The organism is Catellatospora methionotrophica (assembly GCF_011297335.1).
Classification (GTDB): domain Bacteria; phylum Actinomycetota; class Actinomycetes; order Mycobacteriales; family Micromonosporaceae; genus Catellatospora; species Catellatospora methionotrophica.
Genome location: NZ_JAAOTJ010000002.1, coordinates 391,720 through 414,799 on the forward strand (window position 1 = coordinate 391,720; position 23,080 = coordinate 414,799).

A 23,080-nucleotide genomic window follows, 5' to 3' on the forward strand; every position below is an offset into this window, starting at 1 on the left:
CACCGGCTCGCCTGCCCCGTCGGCTGCCTCATGGATTTCTGCGGCCGTCGGCCGCTGTCGGAAGAGGAGATCTCCTTGCGTGATGTTCGTCTGCACGAAGACCGCGCCGAACCGCCCGTGTCCCGGCGCACCGTGCTGAAGGTCTCGGTCGGCACAGGCGCGGCGATGGCTCTGGTCGGCGCCGTCGGCGCCGCGTTCGCCGCACCGCAACCGCAGCCTGCCGGACAGGGCGCACCGGCCGCCGGTGGGCCTGACGACGGGCCCGATGTCGTCGTCCAGCTGCTCGACCCGGCCGCGGGTCGCGTCGACGTCTACGCCGGTGGCCGCCACCTCACCACTGTCGACGCCGACCTGGCCGCGCGCCTGCGGACCGCCGGCGGCGACTCGTCACGGGTGGTGGCCCACCTGCCCGACCGGAACGCGACCGTCGTCGAGGTCTACAGCACCGACACCGTGGTACGCCTCGACGACCGTGCCCTGGCTGCGGCGATGCTGCGCGCCACGCGCGGCTGACAAACCCGACCCACCTGGAGACCGCATGTCATCGCACCGTGAAGCACCGGAGATCGCCAAGGACCCCGTGGTCGACTCCACCGACCTGTACGCGTTCGTCAGCCCCGACGCCCCCGACAAGGTCACCCTGATCGCCAACTACGTTCCGCTGCAGACCCCGGCCGCCGGGCCGAACTTCTACGAGTTCGGCGACGACGTCCGGTACGAGATCCACGTCGACAACAACGGCGACGGCGTGGCCGACGTCACCTACCGGTTCCAGTTCACGACGACGATCGCCAATCGCGACACGTTCCTGTACAACACCGGCCCGATCACCTCCTTGAGCAGCCCGAACTGGAACCGCCGCCAGTTCTACACGCTGTCCCGCGTCGACGTGCACGGGCGGGAGACCGTCCTCGCGGTCAACCTCGCCTGCCCGCCGGGCAACGTCGGGCCGCTGTCCACTCCCGACTACGGCCGCCTGGCCCAGTCGGCCGTACACGAGCTGCAGGGCGGGCGCAGGGTCTTCGCCGGGCAGCGCGCCGAGGGCTTCTACGTCGACCTCGGCTCGATCTTCGACCTGGGCAACCTGCGGCCCCTGCAGAAAGCCCACGCCCTGGGCAAGGACGTCTTCAGCGGTCCGGCGATGGGCGTCAACGCCACCGACCGGCTCAACGTGCACAGCCTGGCCATCCAGGTGCCCCTGTCGGACGTCCGCCGTGGCGGGGCCGCGCGCGTGGCGCCCGACGATCCGCGCGCGGTCGTCGGGGTCTGGACCACCGCCAGCCGCCGCCAGGTGCACGTGTACAAACCCGGCTCCGGCGATCTGCGAACCGGCCCGTGGGTGCAGCTGTCACGCCTGGGCAACCCCCTGGTCAACGAGGTTCTCATCCCGATGGCAGACAAGGACGCCTGGAACCAGTCACCGCCCGGCGACGACAAGAACTACGCGCACCGCGTCGCCCGGCCCGAACTCGCCCGGCTGCTACCCGCGCTCTATCCGGGCGCGTTCCCCCACCTCGACACGCTCAACAAGTCCGGCAAGGACCGCGCCGACCTGCTCGCGATCCTGCTCACCGGCATCCCCGCCGGTGTCGTGCCCGGCTTCCAGAACAGCATGTCATCGCTGCAGGCCGACATGCTCCGGCTCAACACCGCCATCCCGCCTGCCGCCAAGCCCAACGACCTGGGCCTGGTCGGCGGCGACCCGGCAGGGTTCCCCAACGGCCGCCGCCCCAAGGACGACGTCGTCACGGTCGAACTGCGCGCCATCGCGGGCGCGACCTACGCCCTGATCGACAAGAAGTACCAGCCGGACAAGGTCATCGCCTCGGTCACCGACGGCCTCACCGCCGCCGACGTGTCCGCGAAGTACCTCAAGACGTTCCCCTACCTCGGGGTTCCCTACGACGGCTACCACAACCCGTCTTGATTCCACGTGGGCGGCCAGGCCACTGGCCGCCCACGTTCCCGACCGAGAGGCGTCCCGTGCACGACCACCACCAGCTCGGCCCCTGCGGACCCGGCACCGTCATGATGGACATCGGCACCGGCGCAGGCGCACTGATCATCTACACCAGCCCGGCCGAGATCGGCCGCGAGATCGACATCAGCCCTGTCGGCGGCCCGCGCACCCACGTCGCCGTCCGGACCCGCCGTCTGGCCGGGGGAGAAGTCAACTGCGCGTTCTTCCCGCGCCTCGCCGCGGGCGACTACACGATCTGGCACGACGCCACCACCCCCGCAGCCACCGTCACCATCGCCGAGGGCCAGGTGGCCGAGATAACCTACGCCGAGGCGTGAATCGTGTCGGCGGCCTGGCGCGTCCGTGGTCGCGGCTGGACCGGTTCGGCGAGGCACTGGCCTGCGAACTACGGAGGACCGGCGTGGACCAGATCCCGGCAGTACGTCCCGCCGAGTGTGCCGTCAGCACGACTCCGGCACGCCGGCGCGGGACTGGAGCGGGTCTCAGATGAGCCCGCTGGCCCTCAACCTGCTCGTCAGCGCCGGGGTCGCGCTCGCGGTGGTGCTGGTGGCTTTCGGCTTCGGGGTGGCCGGCGGCAGGCACCGGGTCGTCGACATCGCCTGGGGCGCCGGGTTCGCCGCGGTCGCGGGCACGACCTTCCTGCTGTCCGCCGGCACCGGCGATCCGCTGCGCCGCACCCTGGTCACGGTGCTGACCGTGGTGTGGGGGCTGCGGCTGGCGGTGCACATCGCCTGGCGTAGCCGAGGACACGGCGAGGACCGCCGCTACGAGCGGCTGCTGGCCCGCGCCCGAGGCGACCGCGACCTGTACGCGCTGCGCATGGTCTACCTGCTGCAAGGTGCCCTGATCTGGTTCGTCTCCCTGCCCGTGCAGGTCGCCCAGTACGATCCGGACCCGCCGGACTGGTGGCTGGTCGTGGGGGTGGCGGTGTGGGCGGTCGGGTTCGTGTTCGAGACCGTCGGCGACGCGCAACTGCTGGCGTTCACCCGGCGGTCCGACAGCGCGGGGCGGGTTCTGGACAGTGGGTTGTGGCGTTACACGCGGCACCCGAACTACTTCGGTGACGCCTGCGTGTGGTGGGGGCTCTACCTGCTGGCGGCGGTGGGTGGCTGGGCGGGCGCGATGACCGTGCTCTCGCCGCTGCTGATGACCTGGTTCCTGGCGGCGAAGACCGGGAAGCCGCTGCTGGAGGCGGATCTGCTGCGCCGCCGCCCCGGCTATGCCGACTACGTCCGGCGTACCAGCGGATTCTTTCCTCTGCCGCCCCGCTGAGCCCGGTCCGCGTCTTTCGCATCGGGCTCGCACGGACAGGGCCCGCCGGCGAGTCGCCGGCGGGCCCTGTCCGGGAGGCGCTTACTGGGGCATGAGCACCGAGTCGATGATGTAGACGGTGGCGTTGGCGGTCTGCACGTTGCCGCAGACGACCTTGGCCGAGCCGTTGACGGTGAAGGCCTCGCCGGAGCCCGCGACGGTGATCTCGCCGCCCTGCAGGGTCTTGTGCGTGCCCGCGAGCTGCTCCGGGGTCAGTTTCCCGGCCACCACGTGGTAGGTGAGGATCTTGGTGAGGGTGGCGTTGTCGGCCAGCACCTTGTCCAGATCAGCCTTCGGGATCTTGGCGAAGGCGTCGTTGGTCGGGGCGAACACCGTGATCGCCGGGGCGCTGTTGAGCGTGTCGACGAGGTTGGCCTTCTTCACCGCTGTGACCAGCGTCGACAGCAGGGGGTTGCCCGACGCGGCGGTGGCGACCGGAACCTTGGCCATCGCCTGGAAACTGCCCGCGTCGGCCGGGTCCGTCGGGACGGCGGCGCAGCCGGCCCCGAACTCGCCCACCGGCGCGGCGGCCACGGAGGAGGCCATGGCGCTCGGCGTCGAGGCCCCGGCTGAGGCGGCAGGGGTGGCGGATCCGCTGCCGCACGCGGTCAGGGCCAGCGCGGCCACGCCGGCGGTGAGCACGGCGACGAGCATGTTCTTCGACTTCATGACGACCCTTCCAAGCTGGACTCCGGCGGAATCCGTCTGCACCCCTGATTCGGAGCCCGCGCGGTGACGGATGGGTCGCAATGATGAAAAATCTGACTCGCGTTGTCGGCGCGCTGCCCGACCTGCTGATGATCGAGTGGCGGTATGCTCGCCGTTGGTCCGGCCGATGGGGAGAATCGATGACGCGGCAGCAGCCCACGATGGCGGACATCGCCAGGCAGGCTGGCGTCTCCCGGGTGGCCGTCTCGTACGCGCTCAACGGCCGTCCCGGCGTCTCCGACGAGGTCCGCGAGCGGATCGTGCGGATCGCCCAAGAGGTCGGGTTCAGTGCGAACGGCCCGGCGCAGGCGCTGCACGGCACGGTGGTGCGGGCGGTGGGGCTGACGATGCGCCGCCCGTCGGCGGCGTTCCACGTCGAGGTGTTCCGCCGGGAGCTGATCAGCGGTGTGCAGTCGGAGCTGATGGCCCGCGAGATCGGGCTGGCACTGCAGTTCGTCGACGGGCTCGACGCCGAGATCGAGGTCTACCGCCGGTGGAGCGCCGACCGGCGGGTCGCCGGGGTGCTGCTGTGCGACCTGGTGGCCGACGATCCCCGGGTGGCGTTGATGGCGGCGCTGGACCTGCCCGCGGTGGTGGTCGGCGGTCCGGTGACCGGACCGCGGCTGAGCAGCGTGTGGAGTGACGACGGCGCGGCGGTCGCCGCGTCGGTGCGGTACCTGGCGGGGCTGGGCCACCGCCGCATCACCAGGGTCGGCGGCCCGCCGCGCATGCTGCACACGGTGCTGCGCAGCGAGACGTTCCTGGCAGCGTGCGCGCAGGCCGGGGTGCGGGGCACGGTGCTGGACTCCGACTACACCGGCGAGTCCGGGGCGCAGGCGACGCGGCGGATGCTCAGCGCGCGCGAACGCCCCACCGCGATCTGCTACGACAACGACGTGATGGCGGTGGCGGGGCTGGCCGTCGCGGCGGAGATGGGCATCGCGGTGCCCGGCGACGTGTCGATGATGGCGTACGAGGACTCGCCGCTGTGCCAGGTGGTGCATCCGCCGTTGACCGTGCTGCGCCGTGACATCGTCGGCTACGGCGCGCACGCGGCGCGACTGCTGCTCGACGTCATCGCGGGCGGCCCGCCGACGTCGGTGCTCGATCACGCGGCGACGCTGGTGGCCCGCGACAGTGTGGGCCCGGCCGCGTCCTGACCTGTTCAGGCGGCCTGGCGGGTGGCCCGTCGACGTGGTGCCTGCCGTGACGGCTGGGCGTCGGCGGGCGGGGCGGCGGTGCTGCCGCGCGGGCTGAGGTGGGCGGGCTCGTCGTGTACGTCGGTCACCGGTTTGCCGTCGATCGCGGCCAGCAGCAGCCGGGCGGCGTGCGTGCCGTAGGCGGAGATGTCGCGGGTCAGCGCGGTCAGCGGCGGGTGCACCAGGCGGCAGATGGGGGAGTCGTCCCACGCGATGATGGACAGGTCGGCGGGCACGGTCAGCCCCATCTCGGCGGCGACGGCGAGCCCGGCGATGGCCATGATGTCGTTGTCGTAGATCAGCGCGGTGGGCCGCTGGGGAGAACTGAGCAGGCGGCGGGTGGCGCGGGCGCCGTCCTCGCCGGTGTAGTCGGTGCAGACGGTGACCGTCTGCAGTTGCAGCTGCTCGGCGAGCCTGGTGAACGTCTGGGTGCGGATGGCGGTGTGGGACAGTTCGGGTAACCCGCCGACCCGGGCGATGCGCCGGTGTCCCAGTGCGGCGAGGTATTCGACGGCTTCGACCAGGGACACGCCGTCGTCGGACCAGATACTGGCCAGCGTGCCGCTCGCGGCGGGCGGTCCGATGACGACGGCGGGCAGTCCCATGCGGGTCAGGGCCTCGATGCGGGGGTCGCCGTCGCGTACGTCGCAGACCAGCACGCCGTCGACGCTGCGGTCGCTCCACCAGCGCTGGTAGACGGCGATCTCCTGGTCGCTGCCGGAGACCATCTGCAGCAGCAGCGCGTAGGAGTGCGTGGACAGCTCTGCTTCCAGGCCGCTGACCAGTTCCATGAAGAACGGCTCGACGCCGAGGGTCTTGGCCGGTCGGTGCAGGGTGAGGCCGACGACGTTGGAGGGTGCCCCGGCCAGGGCGCGGGCGGCGCTGTTGGCGCGGAAGCCGAGGGTCTCGGCGGCGGCCAGGATGCGCCGCCGGGTGGTGTCGGAGACGCCGGGCTGTCCGTTGAGGGCGTAGGACACCGCGCCTTTGGATACTCCGGCGGCCTTGGCGACGTCGGCGATGGTCGGTCGTTTCACTCAGGCCCTCGTATCAGGTGACAGCCGCGTACGCGGCACGGATGCGCAACTTTCTCGGTTAACCAATCGTAGCGCAGCACCGCGCCGGTGGCAGACCTGCGTCAGGGCCTCCCTGCTCGCCCCACGACCCTTCCCGGTCGAAGCCGCGTCGCTGGACAACTGTTGGCGCAGCTCAGGTTCATGGTGCGAGGCCGGGTTCGGACCTTGGTGCGTGCATCGCGTTGACAGCCTTGAAACCCGGTCGTAAAGTCTGGGCACTTACTCGGTTCAGTAAGGAAAGTTCGATCCCTATAGCGGGACGCCGCGGCCACGTTGCCGGGCCGCAGCGGGCGTTCTGGAGATGGAGTGGTGGACATGAGACGACGTGCCCTCGCCGCCGTGCTGCTGTCGGCGGCGCTGCTGGCCGCGGGCTGCTCCGGCAGCAGCGACCCCGGTGCCGCCGACGACAGCGCCCTGTCACCGGCGGACCCGGCCAAGGTCTCCGGTGAGATCACCGTGCTGACCAACCGCACCGACCAGGTCACCGACGGCACCATGCAGAAGTACGCTGACCTGTTCAACAAGGACTACCCCCACGTCAAGGTCAAGTTCGAGGGCGTGACCGACTACGAGGGCGAAGTCAAGATCCGGATGAACACCGACAAGTACGGTGACGTCCTGCTCATCCCGAACTCCGTGGTCACCGCCGACTACCCGAAGTTCTTCGCCTCGCTGGGCGGCGCCGCCGACCTGGACGCCAAGTACACCGCGGCGGGCACCGGCAAGGGCAAGGTCGGCGACAAGGTCTACGGCCTGGCCGGCTTCTCCTTCATCAACGGGTTCGTCTACAACAAGGACGTCTGGACCGCCGCCGGGGTCACCACCTGGCCCACGACGCCCGCCGAGTTCCTGACCGGGCTCCAGGCGATCAAGGACAAGACCGGCGCGACGCCGTACTACACCAACTACAAGGACGGCTGGCCGCTCAGCTCCTGGTCGTCGGTCCTGGGCTCGGCCACCTGCGACGCCAAGGCCAACGACAAGCTGCCCACGGGCAACCCGTGGGCCCCCGGCAGCGACCTCAACACCGGTGACACGCTGCTCTACGACATCGTCAAGAACAAGCTGTCGGAGTCCGACCCGACCACCACCAACTGGGAAGACTCCAAGGGGCTGCTCGCCACCGGCAAGATCGCCACCATGTGGCTGGGCTCCTGGTCGCTCGCGCAGATGCAGGACGCGGCCAAGAAGGCCGGCAAGAACCCCGAGTCCATCGGCTACATGCCGTTCCCGGCGCAGGTCGGCGGCAAGTTCTGCTCGGTGGTCGCCCCCGACTACCAGTCGGCGGTCAACATCCACTCCCCGAACAAGGCCGCGGCCCGCGCCTGGATCGACTGGATCCTGGAGAAGTCCGACACCGCGGCGGTCAACCAGGCCGTCTCCGCGCTCAAGGGCGCCCCGCTGCCCAGCGCCCTGAAGCCGTTCACCGACGCGGGCGTGCAGTTCATCGACCTGTCCCAGGCCGACTCGGCCAAGGTCAGTCAGATCGACAACCTGTCCGAAGTGGGCATCAGCAAGCCCGAATACCGCCAGCATCTCATCGACGTGGCCCGCGGCGCGGGCAAGGGCGACCTGAACACGATCTTCGCCGACCTGGCGAAGAAGTGGTCCGAGGCCGCCAAGAACCTCGGCTGAGACGCACCTTCCGTGGTGCGGGGGCCGGACGGCCGAGCGGGGCCACCGGCCCCCGCACCTCCCAGCGCAGGCGGGCACCCAGAAAGGCCACCGCATGACCGACCTCAAGACCGGACCCCGCGCCCAGGCGCGGCCCGAGGCCGACCACGGCCCACGGCCGGCCGACCCGCCCCACCGGCGGCGGGCGACCTGGCCCACCCGGCTCACCCCGTGGGCGTACCTGTCCGCGGCGCTGGTGCTGCTGGTGGCCTTCACCTACATCCCGGTCGCCAACATGATCTCCTACAGCTTCACCGACTGGGACGGGGTCAGCCCCGACCGCGACTTCGTCGGCGTCGACAACTACGTGGAGCTGTTCACCCGCCCCGACCTGTTCCACGTCTTCTTCGTCAGCCTGTTCTACCTGGCCGCCGCGGCCGTGCAGATCGTCGTCGCGCTGTACTTCGCGACGGTGCTGACGTTCAAGACCAGGTTCCGCAACCTGTTCAAGGGGCTGCTGTTCTTCCCGTACCTGATCAACGGGGTCGCCGTCGCGTTCGTGTTCCTCTACTTCTTCAAGGAGGGCGGCACCCTGGACACGGTGCTGGCGATCGTCGGCCTCCACCCGGACAGGCTGTGGCTGGGCGACCCCGACATGGTCAACATCTCGCTGTCCGGGGTGTCGGTCTGGCGCTTCCTCGGCCTGAACTTCGTGCTGTTCCTCGGCGCGATGCAGTCGATCCCCGCCGAACTGCACGAAGCCGCCGAGATCGACGGCGCGACCCGGTGGCAGGTGTTCCGCGGCATCATCGCGCCCAGCATCCGGCCCATCATCGGCCTGAGCGTCATCCTGGCGATCTCGGGCTCGCTGTCGGTCTTCGAGATCCCGTTCATCATGACCCGCGGCTTCGGCGAGAGTAAGACGTTCGTCATCCAGACCGTCAAGCTCGCCTTCGACTTCAACAAGATGGGGCTCGCCTCGGCCATGGCCGTGGTGCTGCTCGCCATCATCCTGCTGATCACCTGGGTGCAGCGGCGCCTGGTGCCCGACGAGAGGGCCGAGAAGGCATGAGCACCCGGGCCGACTTCGACCGTCGCGAGCGCCGCGCCGCGCTGCTGCGCCCGGTCGCGGTGTTTCTCAAGTACCTGTCGCTGGTGGCGGCGTCGGTGGTGGTGCTGCTGCCGCTGGTCACCATCTTCCTGACGTCGCTGAAGACCGAGCGGGAGATGGCCGCCGGCGGCACGTTCTCGCTGCCGGGGGACTGGTTCAACTTCGCCAACTACGCCACCGCCTTCACCAAGGGGCAGATGCTGGCGGCGTTCGGCAACACGGCGATCATCCTGCTGTTCTCGATCAGCGGCACCGTCGTGATCGGCTCGATGGCCGCGTACGCCATCGAGCGGTTCACGTTCCGGTTCAAGCGGCTGGTCGTGGCGGCGTTCCTGACGGCCACGCTGGTTCCGGCGGTGACCACGCAGGTCGCGACGTTCAAGGTGGTCGACGCGCTGGGGCTGTTCGACACCCGGTGGGCACCGATCCTGCTGTACATGGGCACCGACATCGTGGCGATCTACATCTTCCAGCAGTTCATCCGGGGCATTCCGGTGTCGCTGGACGAGGCGGCCCGCATCGACGGCGCGGGCTCGTTCAAGATCTACCGTACGGTGATCTTCCCGCTGCTCAAGCCGGCCATCGCCACGGTCGTGATCATCAAGGGCATCACCGTCTACAACGACTTCTACATCCCGTTCCTGTACAACCCGTCGCCGGAGCTGGGCACGATCTCGACGTCGCTGTTCCGGTTCAAGGGCCCGTTCGGGGCGCACTGGGAGACCATCTCGGCGGGCGCGGTCCTGGTCATCGTCCCGACGCTGGTCCTGTTCCTGCTGCTGCAGCGCTTCATCTACAACGGCTTCACCGCCGGAGCCGCGAAATAGGGCCACCTTTCACGGTTCAGTAAGCCTCGTTCCGGTCCCGCTGTCTCTCTGGCGGAACCGCGATGGAGCGCACCCTGGCAAGCCGTCTACTACTCGGGAAATTGGCAGTTCTCAATCATTGACACCCGGTAGTGCCGCACCTAGCGTCGAGGCACTTACTCGGTTTTGTAAACAAGGTTACCTTGAACATTCTGGGGAGAAACACGTGAGCACCTACCGCAGCCTGCACGACGGCTGGACCCTCTCGTCCACCACCGGCGTCCGCGACCTCGACACCATCCCCGCGACCGTGCCCGGCTGCGTGCACACCGACCTGCTGGCCGCAGGGCTCATCGACGACCCCTACCGCGACGACAACGAGAACAGGCTGACCTGGATCGGGCGCACCGGCTGGACCTACCGCACCGCCTTCGACTGGCAGCCCGACGGCGCGACCCACACCGACCTGCTGTTCGACGGCCTCGACACGATCGCCGTGGTCCGGCTCAACGGCACCCGCGTCGCCGCCACCGCCAACATGCACCGCAGCTACCGCCTCGACGTCCGAGACATGCTCACCCCGGGCACGAACACCCTCGAAGTCGAGTTCCAGGCGCCGTACGACTACACCGCGCAGCAGGAGGCCGCCTACGGCCCACTGCCCGGCCCCTACGACGAGCCCTACCAGTTCATCCGCAAGATGGCCTGCAACTTCGGCTGGGACTGGGGCCCGACCCTGGTCACCTCCGGCATCTGGCGGCCGGTGCGCCTGCACTCCTGGTCCGGTGCGCGCCTGGCCGAGGTCCGCCCGCACGTACGCGCCGACGGCGTCGACGTGCACGTGCGCCTCGACCGCGACGGCGAGCAGCCCGTCACCGTGACCGCCGAGATCGCCGGTGTCACCGTGCACGCCGTCGTGCCCGCCGGGCAGCACGAGGCCGTCCTGCGCCTCGACGTGCCCGACGCCCGGCTGTGGTGGCCGCGCGGCCACGGACCCCAGCACCTGTACCAGCTGACCCTCACCGCCGCCGACGACACCTGGACCCGCCGCGTCGGCCTGCGCACCGTCGCACTCGACCCCGACGCGTTCCGGATCATCGTCAACGGCCGCCCGGTGTTCGTGAAGGGCTTCAACTGGATCCCCGACGACTGCTTCCCGCACCGTGTCACCCGCGAACGCCTCGCCCAGCGCTTCGGCCAGGCCGTCGACACCGGAGCCAACGCCCTGCGGGTATGGGGTGGCGGCCTGTACGAATCGGACGACTTCTACGACCTCGCCGACGAGCTCGGCCTGCTGGTCTGGCAGGACTTCCCGTTCGCCTGCGCCGCCTACCCCGAGGACGGCACCACCCGCGCCGAGGTCGAGGCTGAGGCCAGGCAGAACGTCGTACGGCTGATGAGCCACCCGAGCCTGGTCATCTGGTGCGGCAACAACGAGAACATCGAAGGCCACCAGCACTGGGACTGGCGCGAACCGCTCGCCGGCCGTGACTGGGGCGCGGGCTACTACTTCGACCTGCTGCCGCGTATCGTCGCCGAACTCGACCCGACCCGCCCGTACTGGCCCGGCAGCCCCTACTCCGGCGCGCCCGACCGCGACGTGCACGACCCGTCCACCGGCACGATCCACATCTGGACCGTGTGGGGCCGGCAGGACTACACCTACTACGACACCTACACGCCCCGGTTCGTCGCCGAGTTCGGATTCCAGGGCCCACCGGCGTACGCGACCCTGCGCGCCGCCGTCTCCGACCAGCCGCTGACCCCCGACTCACCCGGCATCGCCCACCACCAGAAGGCCACCGACGGCAACGCCAAACTGCTGCGCGGACTCGGCGAGCACCTGCCCCAGCCGGGCAACTTCGACGACTGGCACTACTACACCCAGCTCAACCAGGCCCGCGCCATCAGCCACGGCGTCACCCGGTTCCGCGCGCTCATGCCCTACTGCATGGGCACCATCGTGTGGCAGCTCAACGACTGCTGGCCGGTCACCTCCTGGGCCGCCGTCGACGGCGACGCCCGCCGCAAACCCCTGTGGTACGCGCTGCGCCGCGCCTACGCCGACCGGCTGCTCACCTTCCACGACGGCGGCATCGCCCTGGTCAACGACACCGACGAACCCTGGACCGGCGACCTGGCCCTGACCCGGCTCGACGTGACCGGCCAGCCCCTGGCAAAGGACGCCGTCACCTTCGACGTCCCCGCCCGCGACACCGTCCGGCTGACCCTGGCCGACACCCTGACCACGCCCGCCGACCCCGCCCGTGAACTGCTGCTCGCCGAGACCGGCGAACTGCGCGCGGTGAAGATGTTCGCCGAGGACCCGGCCATGGCCTACCCGGCGGCCGACTTCGACGCCACCGTCACCCCTGCCAACGGCGGCCTGGACGTGCACATCACCGCCGTCACCCTGCTGCGGGAGCTGGCCCTGTTCCCCGACCGCCTCGACCCGGCCGCGACCGTCGACGAGCAACTGGTCACGCTGCTGCCCGGCGAGACCGTCACCTTCCACGTCACCACCGCCCAGGCCCTGGACCCCGAGCAGCTGCTGGCCTACCCGGTGCTGCGCACCGTCAACGAGGCCCGGCCGTGAAGACCGTGCTCGCCGTCGACATCGGCGGCACCACCTTCGCCGCCGCGACGGTCACCGCCGACCGCGCCATCACCGACCGCGCCGAGATCCCCGTCGGCGCCGACCCGACCGCCACCCTGACCCGGCTCATCGCGGGCTTCGAAACGCGCGGGCTGATCGGGGTCGGCGTCGGATCGGCCGGGCCGCTGGACGCCGCCAGCGGCACGGTCAGCCCCGTCAACATCCCCGGCTGGCGGCGCTACCCGCTGACGGGCGTGCTCGGCGACCTGACCGGCCTGCCGGTCGGGCTCGCCGGTGACGCGCAGTGCATGGCGCTGGGCGAGCACTGGCTGCGACCGGGCGCGGCATCGCTGCTCGGCGTGGTCGTGTCCACCGGCATCGGCGGCGGGCTGGTGCTCGACGGCGAGCCGTACTTCGGGCGGTCCGGCAACGCCGGGCACATCGGCCACATCAGCATCGACCCGGCTGGGCGGCATTGCCCGTGTGGGGACACCGGCTGCGTCGAGACGGTCGCGTCCGGGCCGAGCATGGCGGCGTACGCCCGCGAGCAGGGCTGGGCCGGGCCCGACGCCAGAGCGCTGGCCGCCGACGCCGCCGCCGGGCACCCGGTCGCCCGGCGCGCGTTCGCCCGTGGCGCGGCGGCGCTGGCCACCGCGATCCGCACCACCACCGCGCTGGTCGACGTCGACACCGTCGTGGTCGGCGGCGGGGTCGCCGCCGCGGGCGAGGTCCTGTTCGGCCCGCTGCGCCAGGCCCTGGCCGACCGGGGCGGCCTGCCGTTCGTACGCGGCGTCACGGTGACCCCGACCGGGCTGGGCCGCGACGCCGGGCTGTACGGCGCGGCCGCCCTGGCGTTCGCGCTCGCCGGCATGCCGGTCTGACCCGAGGACGGAGACGACACGATGGACCTGCTCACCAACCCGGTCAAGGAGTACGACTGGGGAACCCGCACCGACCTCGCCGCGCTGCTCGGGCTCGCCCCCGACCGGCCCCGGGCCGAACTGTGGCTCGGCACCCACCCGTCGGGCCCGTCCACCCTGGTCCGTGCCGGGCACACCCGCACCCTGGCCGAGGTCGTCGCCGCCGACCCCGTACGCGAACTCGGCGCGGACACCGTCGGCACGTTCGGCCCACGGCTGCCGTACCTGCTCAAACTCCTGTCCGCCCGCCAGCCGCTGTCGCTGCAGGTCCACCCGTCGGCCGAGCAGGCCCGCCTAGGCCACGACCGCGGCGACCCGCACTACCCCGACCCGTGGGACAAACCCGAGATGGCCGTCGCCCTGACCACGTTCGACGCCCTCGCCGGGATGCGCCCACCGGCCGAGGCCGCCGACCTCGTCAACCGTCTCGGGCTGCGCCGCCTCGCCCCGGTCGTCGACACCCTGACCGGCGGCGACCCGCCCGGTGCGCTGCGCACCGTGCTGACCTGGCCGCAGCCCGACCGCCGCTGCCTGGTCACCGAGGTCGCCGACGCCTGCGTGGACCTTGCCGAGGAGCCCGCTTTCGCAGTCACGGCCCAGTTGGCGGCACTGCACCCCGACGATCCCGCCGTGCTCGCGCCACTGCTGCTGAACCACCACCGGCTCGCGCCCGGCGAGGCGCTGTACCTGCCCGCCGGGGTCCTGCACACCTACCTGCGCGGCTTCGCCGTCGAAGTCATGGGCGCCTCCGACAACGTGCTGCGCGCCGGGCTGACCAGCAAACCCGTCGACGTCGCCGCGCTGCTGTCGGTCGTCGACGCCTCCGCGCGGCCCCGGCCGGTGACCCCGGACGCCGACGGCGCCTACCGGCCCGGCTGCCGGCAGTTCCGGCTGCGCCACCTCACCCCGGCCACGCCACGGCGGCTCACGGGGGCGTGGCCGCGGATCCTGCTGTGCACCTGCGGCACCGTCACCGCCGACGGCACCACCCTGCACGCCGGGCAGTCACTGTGGCTGCCCGCCCACCACGACTCCCTCACCGTCACCGGCGAGGGCACGGCGTACTGCGCCGAACCCGGAATCTGACCCTCCACCCGTCCCGAAGGAGGTCCATCCCATGCGCCACCACCACACCGGACAGGAGCACCCGCCATGCGCCGACCGCTGACCACCGCCCTGCGCCGGGCCGCCGCGCTCGCCGGGGCCCTGGCCCTGGCCGTCGCCCTCACCCCGGCCACCACCGCCCAGGCGTTCCCCGCCGCCACCAAAGCCCAGCTGATCAGCTTCCTCAACGGCATCGCCGGGCAGAGCATGCTGTCCGGGCAGCACAACCGCGAACCCAACAGCGACCCGACCAAGTACACCCGCGTAGCCCAGTCGATCACCGGGCAGACCCCCGGCCTGTGGGGCGGGGACTTCCTGTTCGAGGCCGCCGACGTCAACGCCCGCCAGACGATGGTCAACGAGGCGATCCGGCAGTGGCAGGGCGGCTCCGTCGTCGCCCTGACCTGGCACATGTGCCCGCCGACGATCGGCAGCACCTGCAGCTGGAACGAGGCCGGCATCCTCGGCAGCCTGAGCGACAGCCAGTGGACCCAGCTGGTCACCAACGGCTCCAGCCTCAACAACGCCTGGAAGAATCGGCTCGCCGAAGCGGTGCCGTACCTGCGGCAGCTGCAGAACGCCGGGGTGCCGGTGCTGTGGCGGCCCATCCACGAGATGAACGAAGGCTGGTCCTGGTGGGGCGGCCGCCCCGGCGCCAACGGCAGCCGCCGGCTCTACCAGATCACCTACGACTACTACACCAGCCAGGGCCTGAACAACCTGGTCTGGGTGTGGAACGTCAAGGACGTCAACATGGGCTCCATCGGCGACTACTGGCCCGGCGCGTCCTACGTCGACGTCGCGTCGCTCGACATCTGGGTCAAGATGGAACCCAGCCAGTCCGACTACCAGGCGATGCTCAACATCGCCGGCGGCAAGCCGATCGCGCTGGCCGAGGTCGGCCGCGTGCCCAGCCCCGCCGTCATGAACGCCCAGCCCCGCTGGGCCTGGTGGATGGTCTGGGCCGAATGGCTCACCGACCCCGGCTACAACAACAACGCCGCCGTCCAGCAGTCGTACTTCCACTCCCGGGTGCTCAACCGTGGCGAGTTCACCATCGGCGGTGGAGGAGGCGGCAGCCGCGTCGGCCCGATCACCGGGGTCGCCAGCGGCCGCTGCGTCGACGTGCCCGGTGCGGCGGCGACGAACGGCCTGCAGGTGCAGATCTGGACCTGCAACGGCTCCGGTGCGCAGTCGTGGACCGTGGGTGCTGACGGGACCATCCGTGCGCTGGGCAAGTGCCTGGACGTCAACGGCGGGTTGAGCGCTGACGGGACGAAGGTGCAGATCTGGGACTGCACGGCGGGCAACCTCAACCAGCAGTGGACCTACAACGCCACGACGCGTCGGTTGACGAACCCGAAGACGGGCAAGTGCCTCGACGCCACCGGTCAGGGCACCGCCGACGGGACCAAGCTGCAGCTCTGGACCTGTAACACCCAGACCAACCAGCAGTGGAACCTGCCCGCCTGACACCGGCCGACCGACACCCGGGTGGCACGGTGCCAGCCCCGGCACCCTGCCACCCGGGCCACCCGCCGCACCGACAGGACTCCGACCCATGAACGAGACACAGCACGACCCCGCGGCCGCCACCTGGCCGCCCCGGTTCCGGTGGGGCGTGGCCACCTCGGCGTTCCAGATCGAGGGCGCGACCCGCGCCGACGGCCGCACCGACTCCATCTGGGACACCTTCACCCGCCGCCCCACCGCCGTCGCGGACGCGAGCAACGCCGACACCGCCTGCGAGCACTACCGGCGGATGCCGGCCGACGTGGCGCTGATGGCCGAACTCGGCGTCGACACGTACCGCTTCTCGGTCGCCTGGCCTCGCGTCCAGCCCCGCGGCCGCGGCCCGGTCAACCCGGCCGGGATCGGGTTCTACGACCGGCTCGTCGACCGGCTGCTGCACCACGGCATCGACCCGTGGCTCACCCTCTACCACTGGGACCTGCCGCAGGAACTCGAAGACGCCGGCGGCTGGCCGCACCGCGACACCGCACACCGCTTCGCCGACTACGCCACACTGGTCTTCGACGCCCTGTCCGACCGGGTCACCACGTGGACCACCATCAACGAACCCTGGTGCGTGGCCACCTACGGCTACGCCGACGGCATCCACGCCCCCGGCCGCACCGACTTCCCCGCCGCCATGGCCGCCGCCCACCACCTGCTGCTCGGCCACGGCCTGGCCGTCGACGCCATGCGCACCGCCGCGACCCCGTCGCACCGGTTCGGGATCACCCTCAACCTCGGTGGCGTACACGCCGACCCGGCCGCCGCCGATCAGGCCCGCCGCGCCGACGGGCTCAACAACCGCTTCTACCTCGACGCCCTCGTCCACGGCCGCTACCCGCACGACGTCCTCGACGACCTGGCCGCCCGCGCGGTGACCCTGCCCATCGCCGACGGCGACCTGCCGACCATCGCCACCCCGATCGACGTGCTCGGCGTCAACTACTACTTCGACACCACCCTCACCGCAGCAGGGGAGACCCGCCGCGACCCGTTGACCGGCATGGGCTGGCCCGTCACCCCCCACGGGCTGACCGACCTGCTGCTGCGCCTGACCCGCGAATACCCCGGCCTGCCGCTGGTCGTCACCGAGAACGGGTCCGCCTACCCCGACCGGCCCGATCCGCGCGGATACGTCGACGACACCGAACGGGCCGCGTTCCTGCAGGCCCACGTCGCCGCCACCGCCGCGGCCATCGCCAGGGGCGCCGACGTACGCGGCTACTTCGTCTGGTCGCTACTCGACAACTTCGAATGGGGCCACGGCTACGGCCCACGATTCGGCATCGTGCGCGTCGACTACGACACCCAGCAGCGCATCCCCAAAGCCAGCGCCCACCGCTACGCCGAGCTCATCAGGAGCAGCCGACCGTGAACCCGACCAGCAGAGCCCTCCACGCGGCGCTCGCCGCCCTCACGATCACCGCGGCACTGCTCGCCGCCGGGCCCGCCGCGGCGGCCGACCCGGCCGGGCCGATCACCGGCCTGGCCGGAAAATGCCTGGATGTGCCCGGCGCGGCGACCGCCAACGGCACCCCGCTGCAGCTCTGGACCTGCAACAACACCGCCGCCCAGACCTGGACCGTCGGCGCCGACGGCACGCTGCGCGCCCTGGGCAAGTGCCTCGACGTCAACGGCGGCATCAACGCCGACGGCACCAAGGTGCAGCTGTGGGACTGCCACGCGGGCAACACCCACCAGCAATGGACCTACCGCCCCGCGACCAGGAACCTGGTCAACCCGGAGACCGGACGGTGCCTGGACGTGACCGGACAGTCCAGCGCCGACGGTGCCAGGCTGCAGATCTGGACCTGCAACGGCCAGACCAACCAGCAGTGGACCCTCCCGTCGGGCACCGTCCCCGCCTGCGTCCGCACCACCACTCCCGGCGAACGCACCGTCCCGGTCACCTTCAACGGCACCACCCACCAGGTGACCGTGTACGTGCCGACCGGCGCCGCCCCCGGCACCCGCCTGCCGCTCGTGCTCAACCTGCACGGCACCTCCGGCACCGGCACCGGCCAGCTGCGGTACAGCGAGATGAAAGCCGCCGCCGACACGGGCCGCTACCTCGTCGCCGCCCCCGACGGCGCGTTCGTCAACGGCAGCGGCTACGCCTGGAACGTGCCCGGCGTCGGCGACCCGCCGCCCGGCCGCGACGACGTCGGCTTCCTGGCACAGGTCATCGCCACCATGACCGGCAGCGCCCTGTGCGCCGACAGCACCCGCGTCTACCTGACCGGCTACTCCGGCGGCGGACGGATGACCTCCGCGTTCGCCTGCGCCCGGCCCGACCTCGTCGCCGCGATCGCCCCCGTCGCCGGGCTGCGCGCCGGACGCCCCGACCCGGCGAACACCTCCCGGCCCGACCCGCTGTCCTGCCGGCCCACCCGGCCCGTGCCGGTGATCGCCTTCCACGGCCAGCAGGACAACACCAACCCGTACCCCGGCGGCGGCTCCGAACTGTGGCAGTACTCGGTGCCCGCCGCGCAGCAGCGCTGGGCCGCCATCGACGCCTGCCCCGCCGCCCCGGTCACCACCACCGTCGCGGCGCACGTCACCCGGATCGCCTACAACGGCTGCCGCGACGGCGCCGACGTCCACCTCTACGCGATCTCCGACGGCGGGCACACCTGGCCGGGCACCACCCAGGCCTCGCCGGGCAACGGCAACACCACCCGCGAGATCAGCGCCAACACCCTGATGTGGCAGTTCTTCCAGCGCTACCGCCTGCCCGGCGCGTAGCACCACCCCATCGCACAGCCGCACCACCCCACCGGACGGCACCACCACCGCCGCCCGTACCTCCAGCGCACCTGCGAACCGAAAGGTGAAGACCATGGCATTACGCCGACTGATCCGGCTGACGGCAGCAGCGGCACTGGCCGCCGCCGTCGGCCTGACCGCCCAGCCCGCGCTCGCGGCCCCACCGGCCGCACCGGGCGTGACCCGCACCGACGTCATCAACTACTTCCAGGGCCTCACCGGCCGCAACTGGCTGTCCGGGCAGCAGGACGGGCCCAACAGCAACCCGACCCAGTGGACCAACAAGGTCCGCGACATCACCGGCCTGTTCCCCGGCATGTGGGGCGGCGACTTCGGGTTCAGCCAGAACGACATCGACAACCGGCAGCGGGTCTTCGACCAGGCCAAAGCAGCCTGGAACGCGGGAACGATCCCGGCCATCACCTGGCACGCTTGCGCGCCGCTCGTCGCGGTCTGCAACTTCGAGGGCGGCAGCTGGCCGGTCAAGGGCAGCTGGCTGTCCGACAGCCAGTGGAACGAACTGGTCACCGACGGTGCGGGACTCAACACCTCCTGGAAGCGGCGGCTCGACCAGACGGTGCCGTACTTCCAGCAGCTCAAGACCGCGGGCATCCCGGTGCTGTTCCGCCCCTCGCACGAGATGAACGAGGCGTGGGCGTGGTGGGGCGGCCGCCCCGGAGCCAACGGCAGCCGCAAGCTGTTCCAGATCACCCACGACTACCTCGTCGGCAAGGGCTTCGACAACATCGTCTGGGTATGGAACGTCAAGGACGTCAGCGGGGGAGCGGCCCGCGTCGCGGACTACTATCCCGGCGACAGCTACGTGGACCTGGTGACCCTCGACGTGTGGGTGCAGTACTTCCCGTCGGCCGAGTGGTACCAGGCGATCCAGAACGTGTCCCACGGCAAGCCCATCGGCCTGGCCGAGGTCGGCCGCACGCCGACGCCCGCGCAGATGGCCGCCCAGCCGCGCTGGACCTTCTTCAGCGTCTGGATGGACTGGCTGATCAAGCCGGAGTACAACACCAACGACGGGGTCAAGGCCACCTACTACGACCCGCGGGTGCTCAACCGCGGCGAGATCACCATCCCGGTCGGCGGCACCCCGCCCGGCGGCGGCACCGGGCCGATCACCGGCGTCGGCTCGGGCAGGTGTGTCGACGTGCCCGGCGCGGCGACGACGAACGGACTGCAGGTCCAGATCTGGACGTGCAACGGCACCGCCGCCCAGTCGTGGACGGTCGGCGCTGACGGGACGATCCGTGCGCTGGGCAAGTGCCTTGATGTCAACGGCGGTCTGAGTGCTGACGGGACGAAGGTGCAGATCTGGGACTGCACGGCGGGCAACCTCAACCAGCAGTGGACGTACAACGGCTCGACGCGTCGGTTGACGAACCCGAAGACGGGCAAGTGCCTCGACGCCACCGGTCAGGGCACCGCCGACGGGACCAAGCTGCAGCTCTGGACCTGTAACACCCAGACCAACCAGCAGTGGAACCTGCCCGCCTAGCCGTACCGGGCATTGATCAATGGAAGGCCTCCGGTGGGGCGCGAGCCACCACCGGAGGCCTTCGTGCGACGCTGTGACGCCTGCCTGACCCCCGCGGACATCGCCTGCTCCGGCCCTGTCAGGGGTGGAACAGGTGTCCCCGGCGTAGCTGGTCGATGATCTTCGCCTTGGTCTCCGGCTTCTTGGCCAGGTTGAAGCGATTGATGTAGGCGAACCGGTTGGTCCGGTTCATCGCCTCGATCGCCTGCAGTGCCTGCGGGTCGGCGGCGATCTCGGCGGGGACCTGCGCCGTGGCGGGACCGTGGTAGGCCGCATCCCACCTGCCGTCAGCCTTGGCCAGGTCGACCTGCGCCTGACCGGCGGGGCGCATCCGGCCACTGGCGATCAGCGCCGCCACCTTCTCCGTGTTGATCTTCGACCAGATGCTGCGTTTACGGCGCGGGGTGTATCGCTGCTGGTAGAAGGCATCGTCGATGCGCTTGGCCTGCCCGTCGATCCAGCCGTAGCACAGACTGACCTCCACCGCTTCGGCGTAGGTGAGCGAGACGACGCCGCTGCCCTTCTTGGCGAACTTGATCAGGAGGCCGGGAGAGGTCGCGTGCTCGCGCTCCAGCCACTGCTCGAACTCCTGCCGCGAGGCAAAGCTCCTCAACTCCAGTTCATCCGCCATCCGGCCATTCTGCCCCGCCCGGCGTCGGGCGACGCCGGGCGGGGTCGTCACCGCCTGCGGATCAGGCAGACCACAGCACCGCGCGAGTCGTGCCGTCGGCGGCGTGCGACCAGCCGATGACCTTGCTGGCGTTGTTCACCCGGACCGCGACGGAGTGCCCGTCCGGCACGAGGCTCGGCAGGCTGTGCGCCACCCCGGTCTCCGACCAGTAGACGGGACGGCTGATCGTGCCGTGACCGCTGGTGCCGTAGCCGACCGCGTCGCCGTCGGCGTTGATGCTCGTCGGCCACGCTCGGGTGGTGCCCGAGGGCATCTGCAGGGTCCGGGTCGTGCCGTCGGCCCTCCAGACGAAGGCGCGCTCTGTCGGCAAGCTGGCCGATGCCGTCACCTCGCCTGCCGCGTTGGCGCCTCCGCAGTAGGCTCCGGGCACGCCGACCAGCGTGACGGTGCCGTCGACCCACCTGGCGGCCTGACCCTGGCTCTCGCCGACGATCAAGCCACTTCCGGTGATCTGCTTGGGAATGAACCTGCGCAGGTCGGGGTCCGGACCGCCCGCCTGGTTCTCGATCGTCGTCATGACGCCGTTCTCCCAGCGGAAGCCCCGGAAGCCGAGTTCTGAGTCGTAGTACTGACCGATCACGACGCCGGCGTCGTTGATGTCGGCGGCGAAGCTGTCCGAACCAAGCGAGTCGAGGTCGAGCATGGGCTGGCCGGGCCGCCACAGGAACCCGTGCCTGGTGCCGTAGTCGTCCACGTTGCTGTTCCCGACGATCCAACCGTTGTTGTTGATCGCGGTGGCGCTCGCTGTCGGCCCGCCCAGCGTGCCGAGGTCGGTCATGGTGCCGTTCTTCCAGCGGACCGCCCGGGAGGCGGAATTACCGCTGCTGTTGCCGACGATCACACCGTGTTCGTTGAGGTCGGTGGCGACGCTGCTGGTCGTGCCAGGCAACACGCCCAGGTCGATGATCTGCGGTCCGGCCGCGTGTGCCGACGACGGCACCAGTGGTGCGGTCACGGCCGCGACCGCCGCGGATACGCCGATGGTCAGCACTTGACGACGATCTGCCTTCAACGGGCTCTCGCTCTCTGCGCAGTGGCGCCCCCCGTGGGCCCCGATCACGGCAGTATGCAACGCCGCCCTCCAGGTGGCATCAGGTATTCGCATTATTCGAACTAGCGATCGTCTATAGAGGACGAATGGTTCAGCGCTTGGCATGGTCCGCCGGGGGCTTTCGACCAGCCGGATCATCGGGCCGGCCGGCAAGTGCGTCGACGTGGCCGGCGACGACGTCGGCGGCAACCGGGCCGCCGTGCAGCTGTGGGACTGCCAGGACGGTTCGGTGGACCAGCGGTGGACGTGAAGCGGGGCCTCGCTGCGCACCCTCGGCCGCTGCCTCGACATCGAGGGCAACAGCACCGCCATGGGTGCTCTCGTGCACCTGTGGGACTGCAACGGGGTCGGCGGCCAGCAGTAGATGCAGCGCGACAACGGCGCCCTTCAACCCGCAGTCGGGCTACTGCCTGGACTCGCCCAACGGTGCCACGGCCAACGGCACCCGCCTGCGGATCTGGGACTGCAACGGCTCATCCGCCCAGGTCTTCCGCAAGCAGTGATGCGGCGAAGGTGGCCTTTGACCAGCATTAACTCTGGTCAAAGGCCACCTTGCTGTTGACGTATGCAGAAATGTTGTAGTGGGAGCAGACTCAGGCCGATGCGGCGGTGGCCAGCTCGCTTTCCAGGTCGTCAACGGCGCTGGTCCATGCGTGGACGTCCTGGAGTGGTGGCCGGTGGTCCGGGTTGCGGCCATGGAGGAGTTCGTGGCGGTCAACGGGGATCCGATCGTCGGCGGTCTCTGCATCATCCAGGCCAAGCGCTGGAGCAAGATCGTCGGGGTGGAGTCGGTGCATGCTCTCGCGGGAGTGATGGAGCACAAGCGGGCGGCGAAGGGTGTGCTGGTGGTCACGTCGTGGGTCGGTAAGGCCAGCCGAGACTTCGCGTACGCCAACGGACGCATCGAGATCATCGAGGGGCGGCATCTGAAGAGCCTGCTCAAGGAGCACCTCGACATCGATGTGCTGATCAGCCTGCCGACCAGGCCGCCCGGATGGTCCGACGCCGACCTCACCTGAGGGCTCAGCCGACGGGGACATGCTGTGCGCTGTCGCACCCGCCGGGGACACTGGGGGCCGCATCCT

21 protein-coding genes are annotated in these 23,080 nt (G+C 70.5%); 17 read left to right on the forward strand and 4 right to left on the reverse strand.

Features of this window, described 5'->3' with window-relative positions; all coding sequences use genetic code 11:
* Nucleotides 1-75: 75 nt before the first annotated feature.
* The 4 genes from HAV40_RS09030 (at nt 76) to HAV40_RS09045 (ending at nt 3,253) form a co-directional block, all read left to right on the forward strand.
* Nucleotides 76-513 (forward strand): hypothetical protein, encoded by a 438-nt coding sequence (locus HAV40_RS09030; protein WP_166380415.1) that lies wholly within the window; start codon nt 76-78, stop codon nt 511-513.
* A gap of 25 nt (nt 514-538) precedes the next feature.
* On the forward strand, nt 539-1,927 hold the full coding sequence (locus tag HAV40_RS09035) for a DUF4331 domain-containing protein (RefSeq protein ID WP_166380416.1): 1,389 nt from the start codon (nt 539-541) through the stop codon (nt 1,925-1,927).
* A gap of 56 nt (nt 1,928-1,983) precedes the next feature.
* Nucleotides 1,984-2,298 carry a phospholipase gene (locus HAV40_RS09040; RefSeq protein WP_239085685.1) on the forward strand — a complete coding sequence of 105 codons (315 nt, stop codon included), beginning with the start codon at nt 1,984-1,986 and terminating at the stop codon, nt 2,296-2,298.
* Nucleotides 2,299-2,467: 169 nt separating this feature from the next.
* Entirely contained in the window at nt 2,468-3,253 is a 786-nt protein-coding gene (locus HAV40_RS09045; protein WP_166380417.1) for a DUF1295 domain-containing protein, read from the forward strand.
* Nucleotides 3,254-3,334: 81 nt separating this feature from the next.
* Here the strand turns inward: HAV40_RS09045 and HAV40_RS09050 are convergent, their stop codons facing one another.
* Nucleotides 3,335-3,961 (reverse strand): fasciclin domain-containing protein, encoded by a 627-nt coding sequence (locus HAV40_RS09050; protein ID WP_166380418.1) that lies wholly within the window; start codon nt 3,959-3,961, stop codon nt 3,335-3,337.
* Nucleotides 3,962-4,140: 179 nt separating this feature from the next.
* Here HAV40_RS09050 and HAV40_RS09055 point away from each other — a divergent pair, with 179 nt between their 5' ends.
* On the forward strand, nt 4,141-5,160 hold the full coding sequence (locus HAV40_RS09055) for a LacI family DNA-binding transcriptional regulator (protein ID WP_166380419.1): 1,020 nt from the start codon (nt 4,141-4,143) through the stop codon (nt 5,158-5,160).
* 5 nt (nt 5,161-5,165) lie between these two features.
* Here HAV40_RS09055 and HAV40_RS09060 read toward each other — a convergent pair whose 3' ends face one another.
* Nucleotides 5,166-6,233 carry a LacI family DNA-binding transcriptional regulator gene (locus tag HAV40_RS09060; RefSeq protein WP_166380420.1) on the reverse strand — a complete coding sequence of 356 codons (1,068 nt, stop codon included), beginning with the start codon at nt 6,231-6,233 and terminating at the stop codon, nt 5,166-5,168.
* 354 nt (nt 6,234-6,587) lie between these two features.
* Here HAV40_RS09060 and HAV40_RS09065 point away from each other — a divergent pair, with 354 nt between their 5' ends.
* The 10 genes from HAV40_RS09065 to HAV40_RS09110 all read left to right on the forward strand — a co-directional run bounded on the left by HAV40_RS09065 (nt 6,588) and on the right by HAV40_RS09110 (nt 20,214).
* On the forward strand, nt 6,588-7,907 hold the full coding sequence (locus tag HAV40_RS09065; RefSeq protein ID WP_166380421.1) for an ABC transporter substrate-binding protein: 1,320 nt from the start codon (nt 6,588-6,590) through the stop codon (nt 7,905-7,907).
* A 94-nt stretch (nt 7,908-8,001) separates the two neighbouring features.
* On the forward strand, nt 8,002-8,958 hold the full coding sequence (locus HAV40_RS09070; RefSeq protein ID WP_166380422.1) for a carbohydrate ABC transporter permease: 957 nt from the start codon (nt 8,002-8,004) through the stop codon (nt 8,956-8,958).
* Nucleotides 8,955-9,824, forward strand: a complete 870-nt coding sequence (locus tag HAV40_RS09075) for a carbohydrate ABC transporter permease (protein WP_166380423.1) — start codon at nt 8,955-8,957, stop codon at nt 9,822-9,824. The genes HAV40_RS09070 and HAV40_RS09075 overlap by 4 nt, the downstream gene beginning before the upstream one ends.
* 205 nt (nt 9,825-10,029) lie before the next feature.
* Entirely contained in the window at nt 10,030-12,399 is a 2,370-nt protein-coding gene (locus HAV40_RS09080) for a glycoside hydrolase family 2 protein (protein WP_166380424.1), read from the forward strand.
* Entirely contained in the window at nt 12,396-13,280 is an 885-nt protein-coding gene (locus HAV40_RS09085; protein ID WP_166380425.1) for an ROK family protein, read from the forward strand. Before HAV40_RS09080 ends, HAV40_RS09085 begins: the two co-directional genes overlap by 4 nt.
* Before the next feature lie 21 nt (nt 13,281-13,301).
* Nucleotides 13,302-14,405, forward strand: a complete 1,104-nt coding sequence (gene manA / locus HAV40_RS09090) for a mannose-6-phosphate isomerase, class I (protein WP_166380426.1) — start codon at nt 13,302-13,304, stop codon at nt 14,403-14,405.
* A 66-nt stretch (nt 14,406-14,471) separates the two neighbouring features.
* The gene (locus HAV40_RS09095) at nt 14,472-15,896 is read left to right on the forward strand and encodes a glycosyl hydrolase (protein WP_166380427.1); all 1,425 of its coding nucleotides are present in this window, start codon (nt 14,472-14,474) and stop codon (nt 15,894-15,896) included.
* Nucleotides 15,897-15,984: 88 nt separating this feature from the next.
* The gene (locus tag HAV40_RS09100) at nt 15,985-17,313 is read left to right on the forward strand and encodes a GH1 family beta-glucosidase (protein ID WP_166380428.1); all 1,329 of its coding nucleotides are present in this window, start codon (nt 15,985-15,987) and stop codon (nt 17,311-17,313) included.
* On the forward strand, nt 17,310-18,683 hold the full coding sequence (locus tag HAV40_RS09105; RefSeq protein WP_166380128.1) for an extracellular catalytic domain type 1 short-chain-length polyhydroxyalkanoate depolymerase: 1,374 nt from the start codon (nt 17,310-17,312) through the stop codon (nt 18,681-18,683). Before HAV40_RS09100 ends, HAV40_RS09105 begins: the two co-directional genes overlap by 4 nt.
* Before the next feature lie 94 nt (nt 18,684-18,777).
* Nucleotides 18,778-20,214: a glycosyl hydrolase gene (locus HAV40_RS09110; protein ID WP_166380429.1), complete on the forward strand. Its 1,437-nt coding sequence runs from the start codon at nt 18,778-18,780 to the stop codon at nt 20,212-20,214.
* 118 nt (nt 20,215-20,332) lie between these two features.
* Here HAV40_RS09110 and HAV40_RS09115 read toward each other — a convergent pair whose 3' ends face one another.
* Nucleotides 20,333-20,884, reverse strand: a complete 552-nt coding sequence (locus HAV40_RS09115; RefSeq protein WP_166380430.1) for a YdeI/OmpD-associated family protein — start codon at nt 20,882-20,884, stop codon at nt 20,333-20,335.
* A gap of 61 nt (nt 20,885-20,945) precedes the next feature.
* Nucleotides 20,946-21,935, reverse strand: a complete 990-nt coding sequence (locus HAV40_RS09120; protein ID WP_166380431.1) for a hypothetical protein — start codon at nt 21,933-21,935, stop codon at nt 20,946-20,948.
* Nucleotides 21,936-22,098: 163 nt separating this feature from the next.
* Here HAV40_RS09120 and HAV40_RS37955 point away from each other — a divergent pair, with 163 nt between their 5' ends.
* Entirely contained in the window at nt 22,099-22,245 is a 147-nt protein-coding gene (locus tag HAV40_RS37955; RefSeq protein ID WP_203670880.1) for an RICIN domain-containing protein, read from the forward strand.
* 403 nt (nt 22,246-22,648) lie between these two features.
* Nucleotides 22,649-23,014 carry a restriction endonuclease gene (locus tag HAV40_RS09130; protein ID WP_239085684.1) on the forward strand — a complete coding sequence of 122 codons (366 nt, stop codon included), beginning with the start codon at nt 22,649-22,651 and terminating at the stop codon, nt 23,012-23,014.
* The last annotated feature ends 66 nt before the right edge of the window (nt 23,015-23,080 follow it).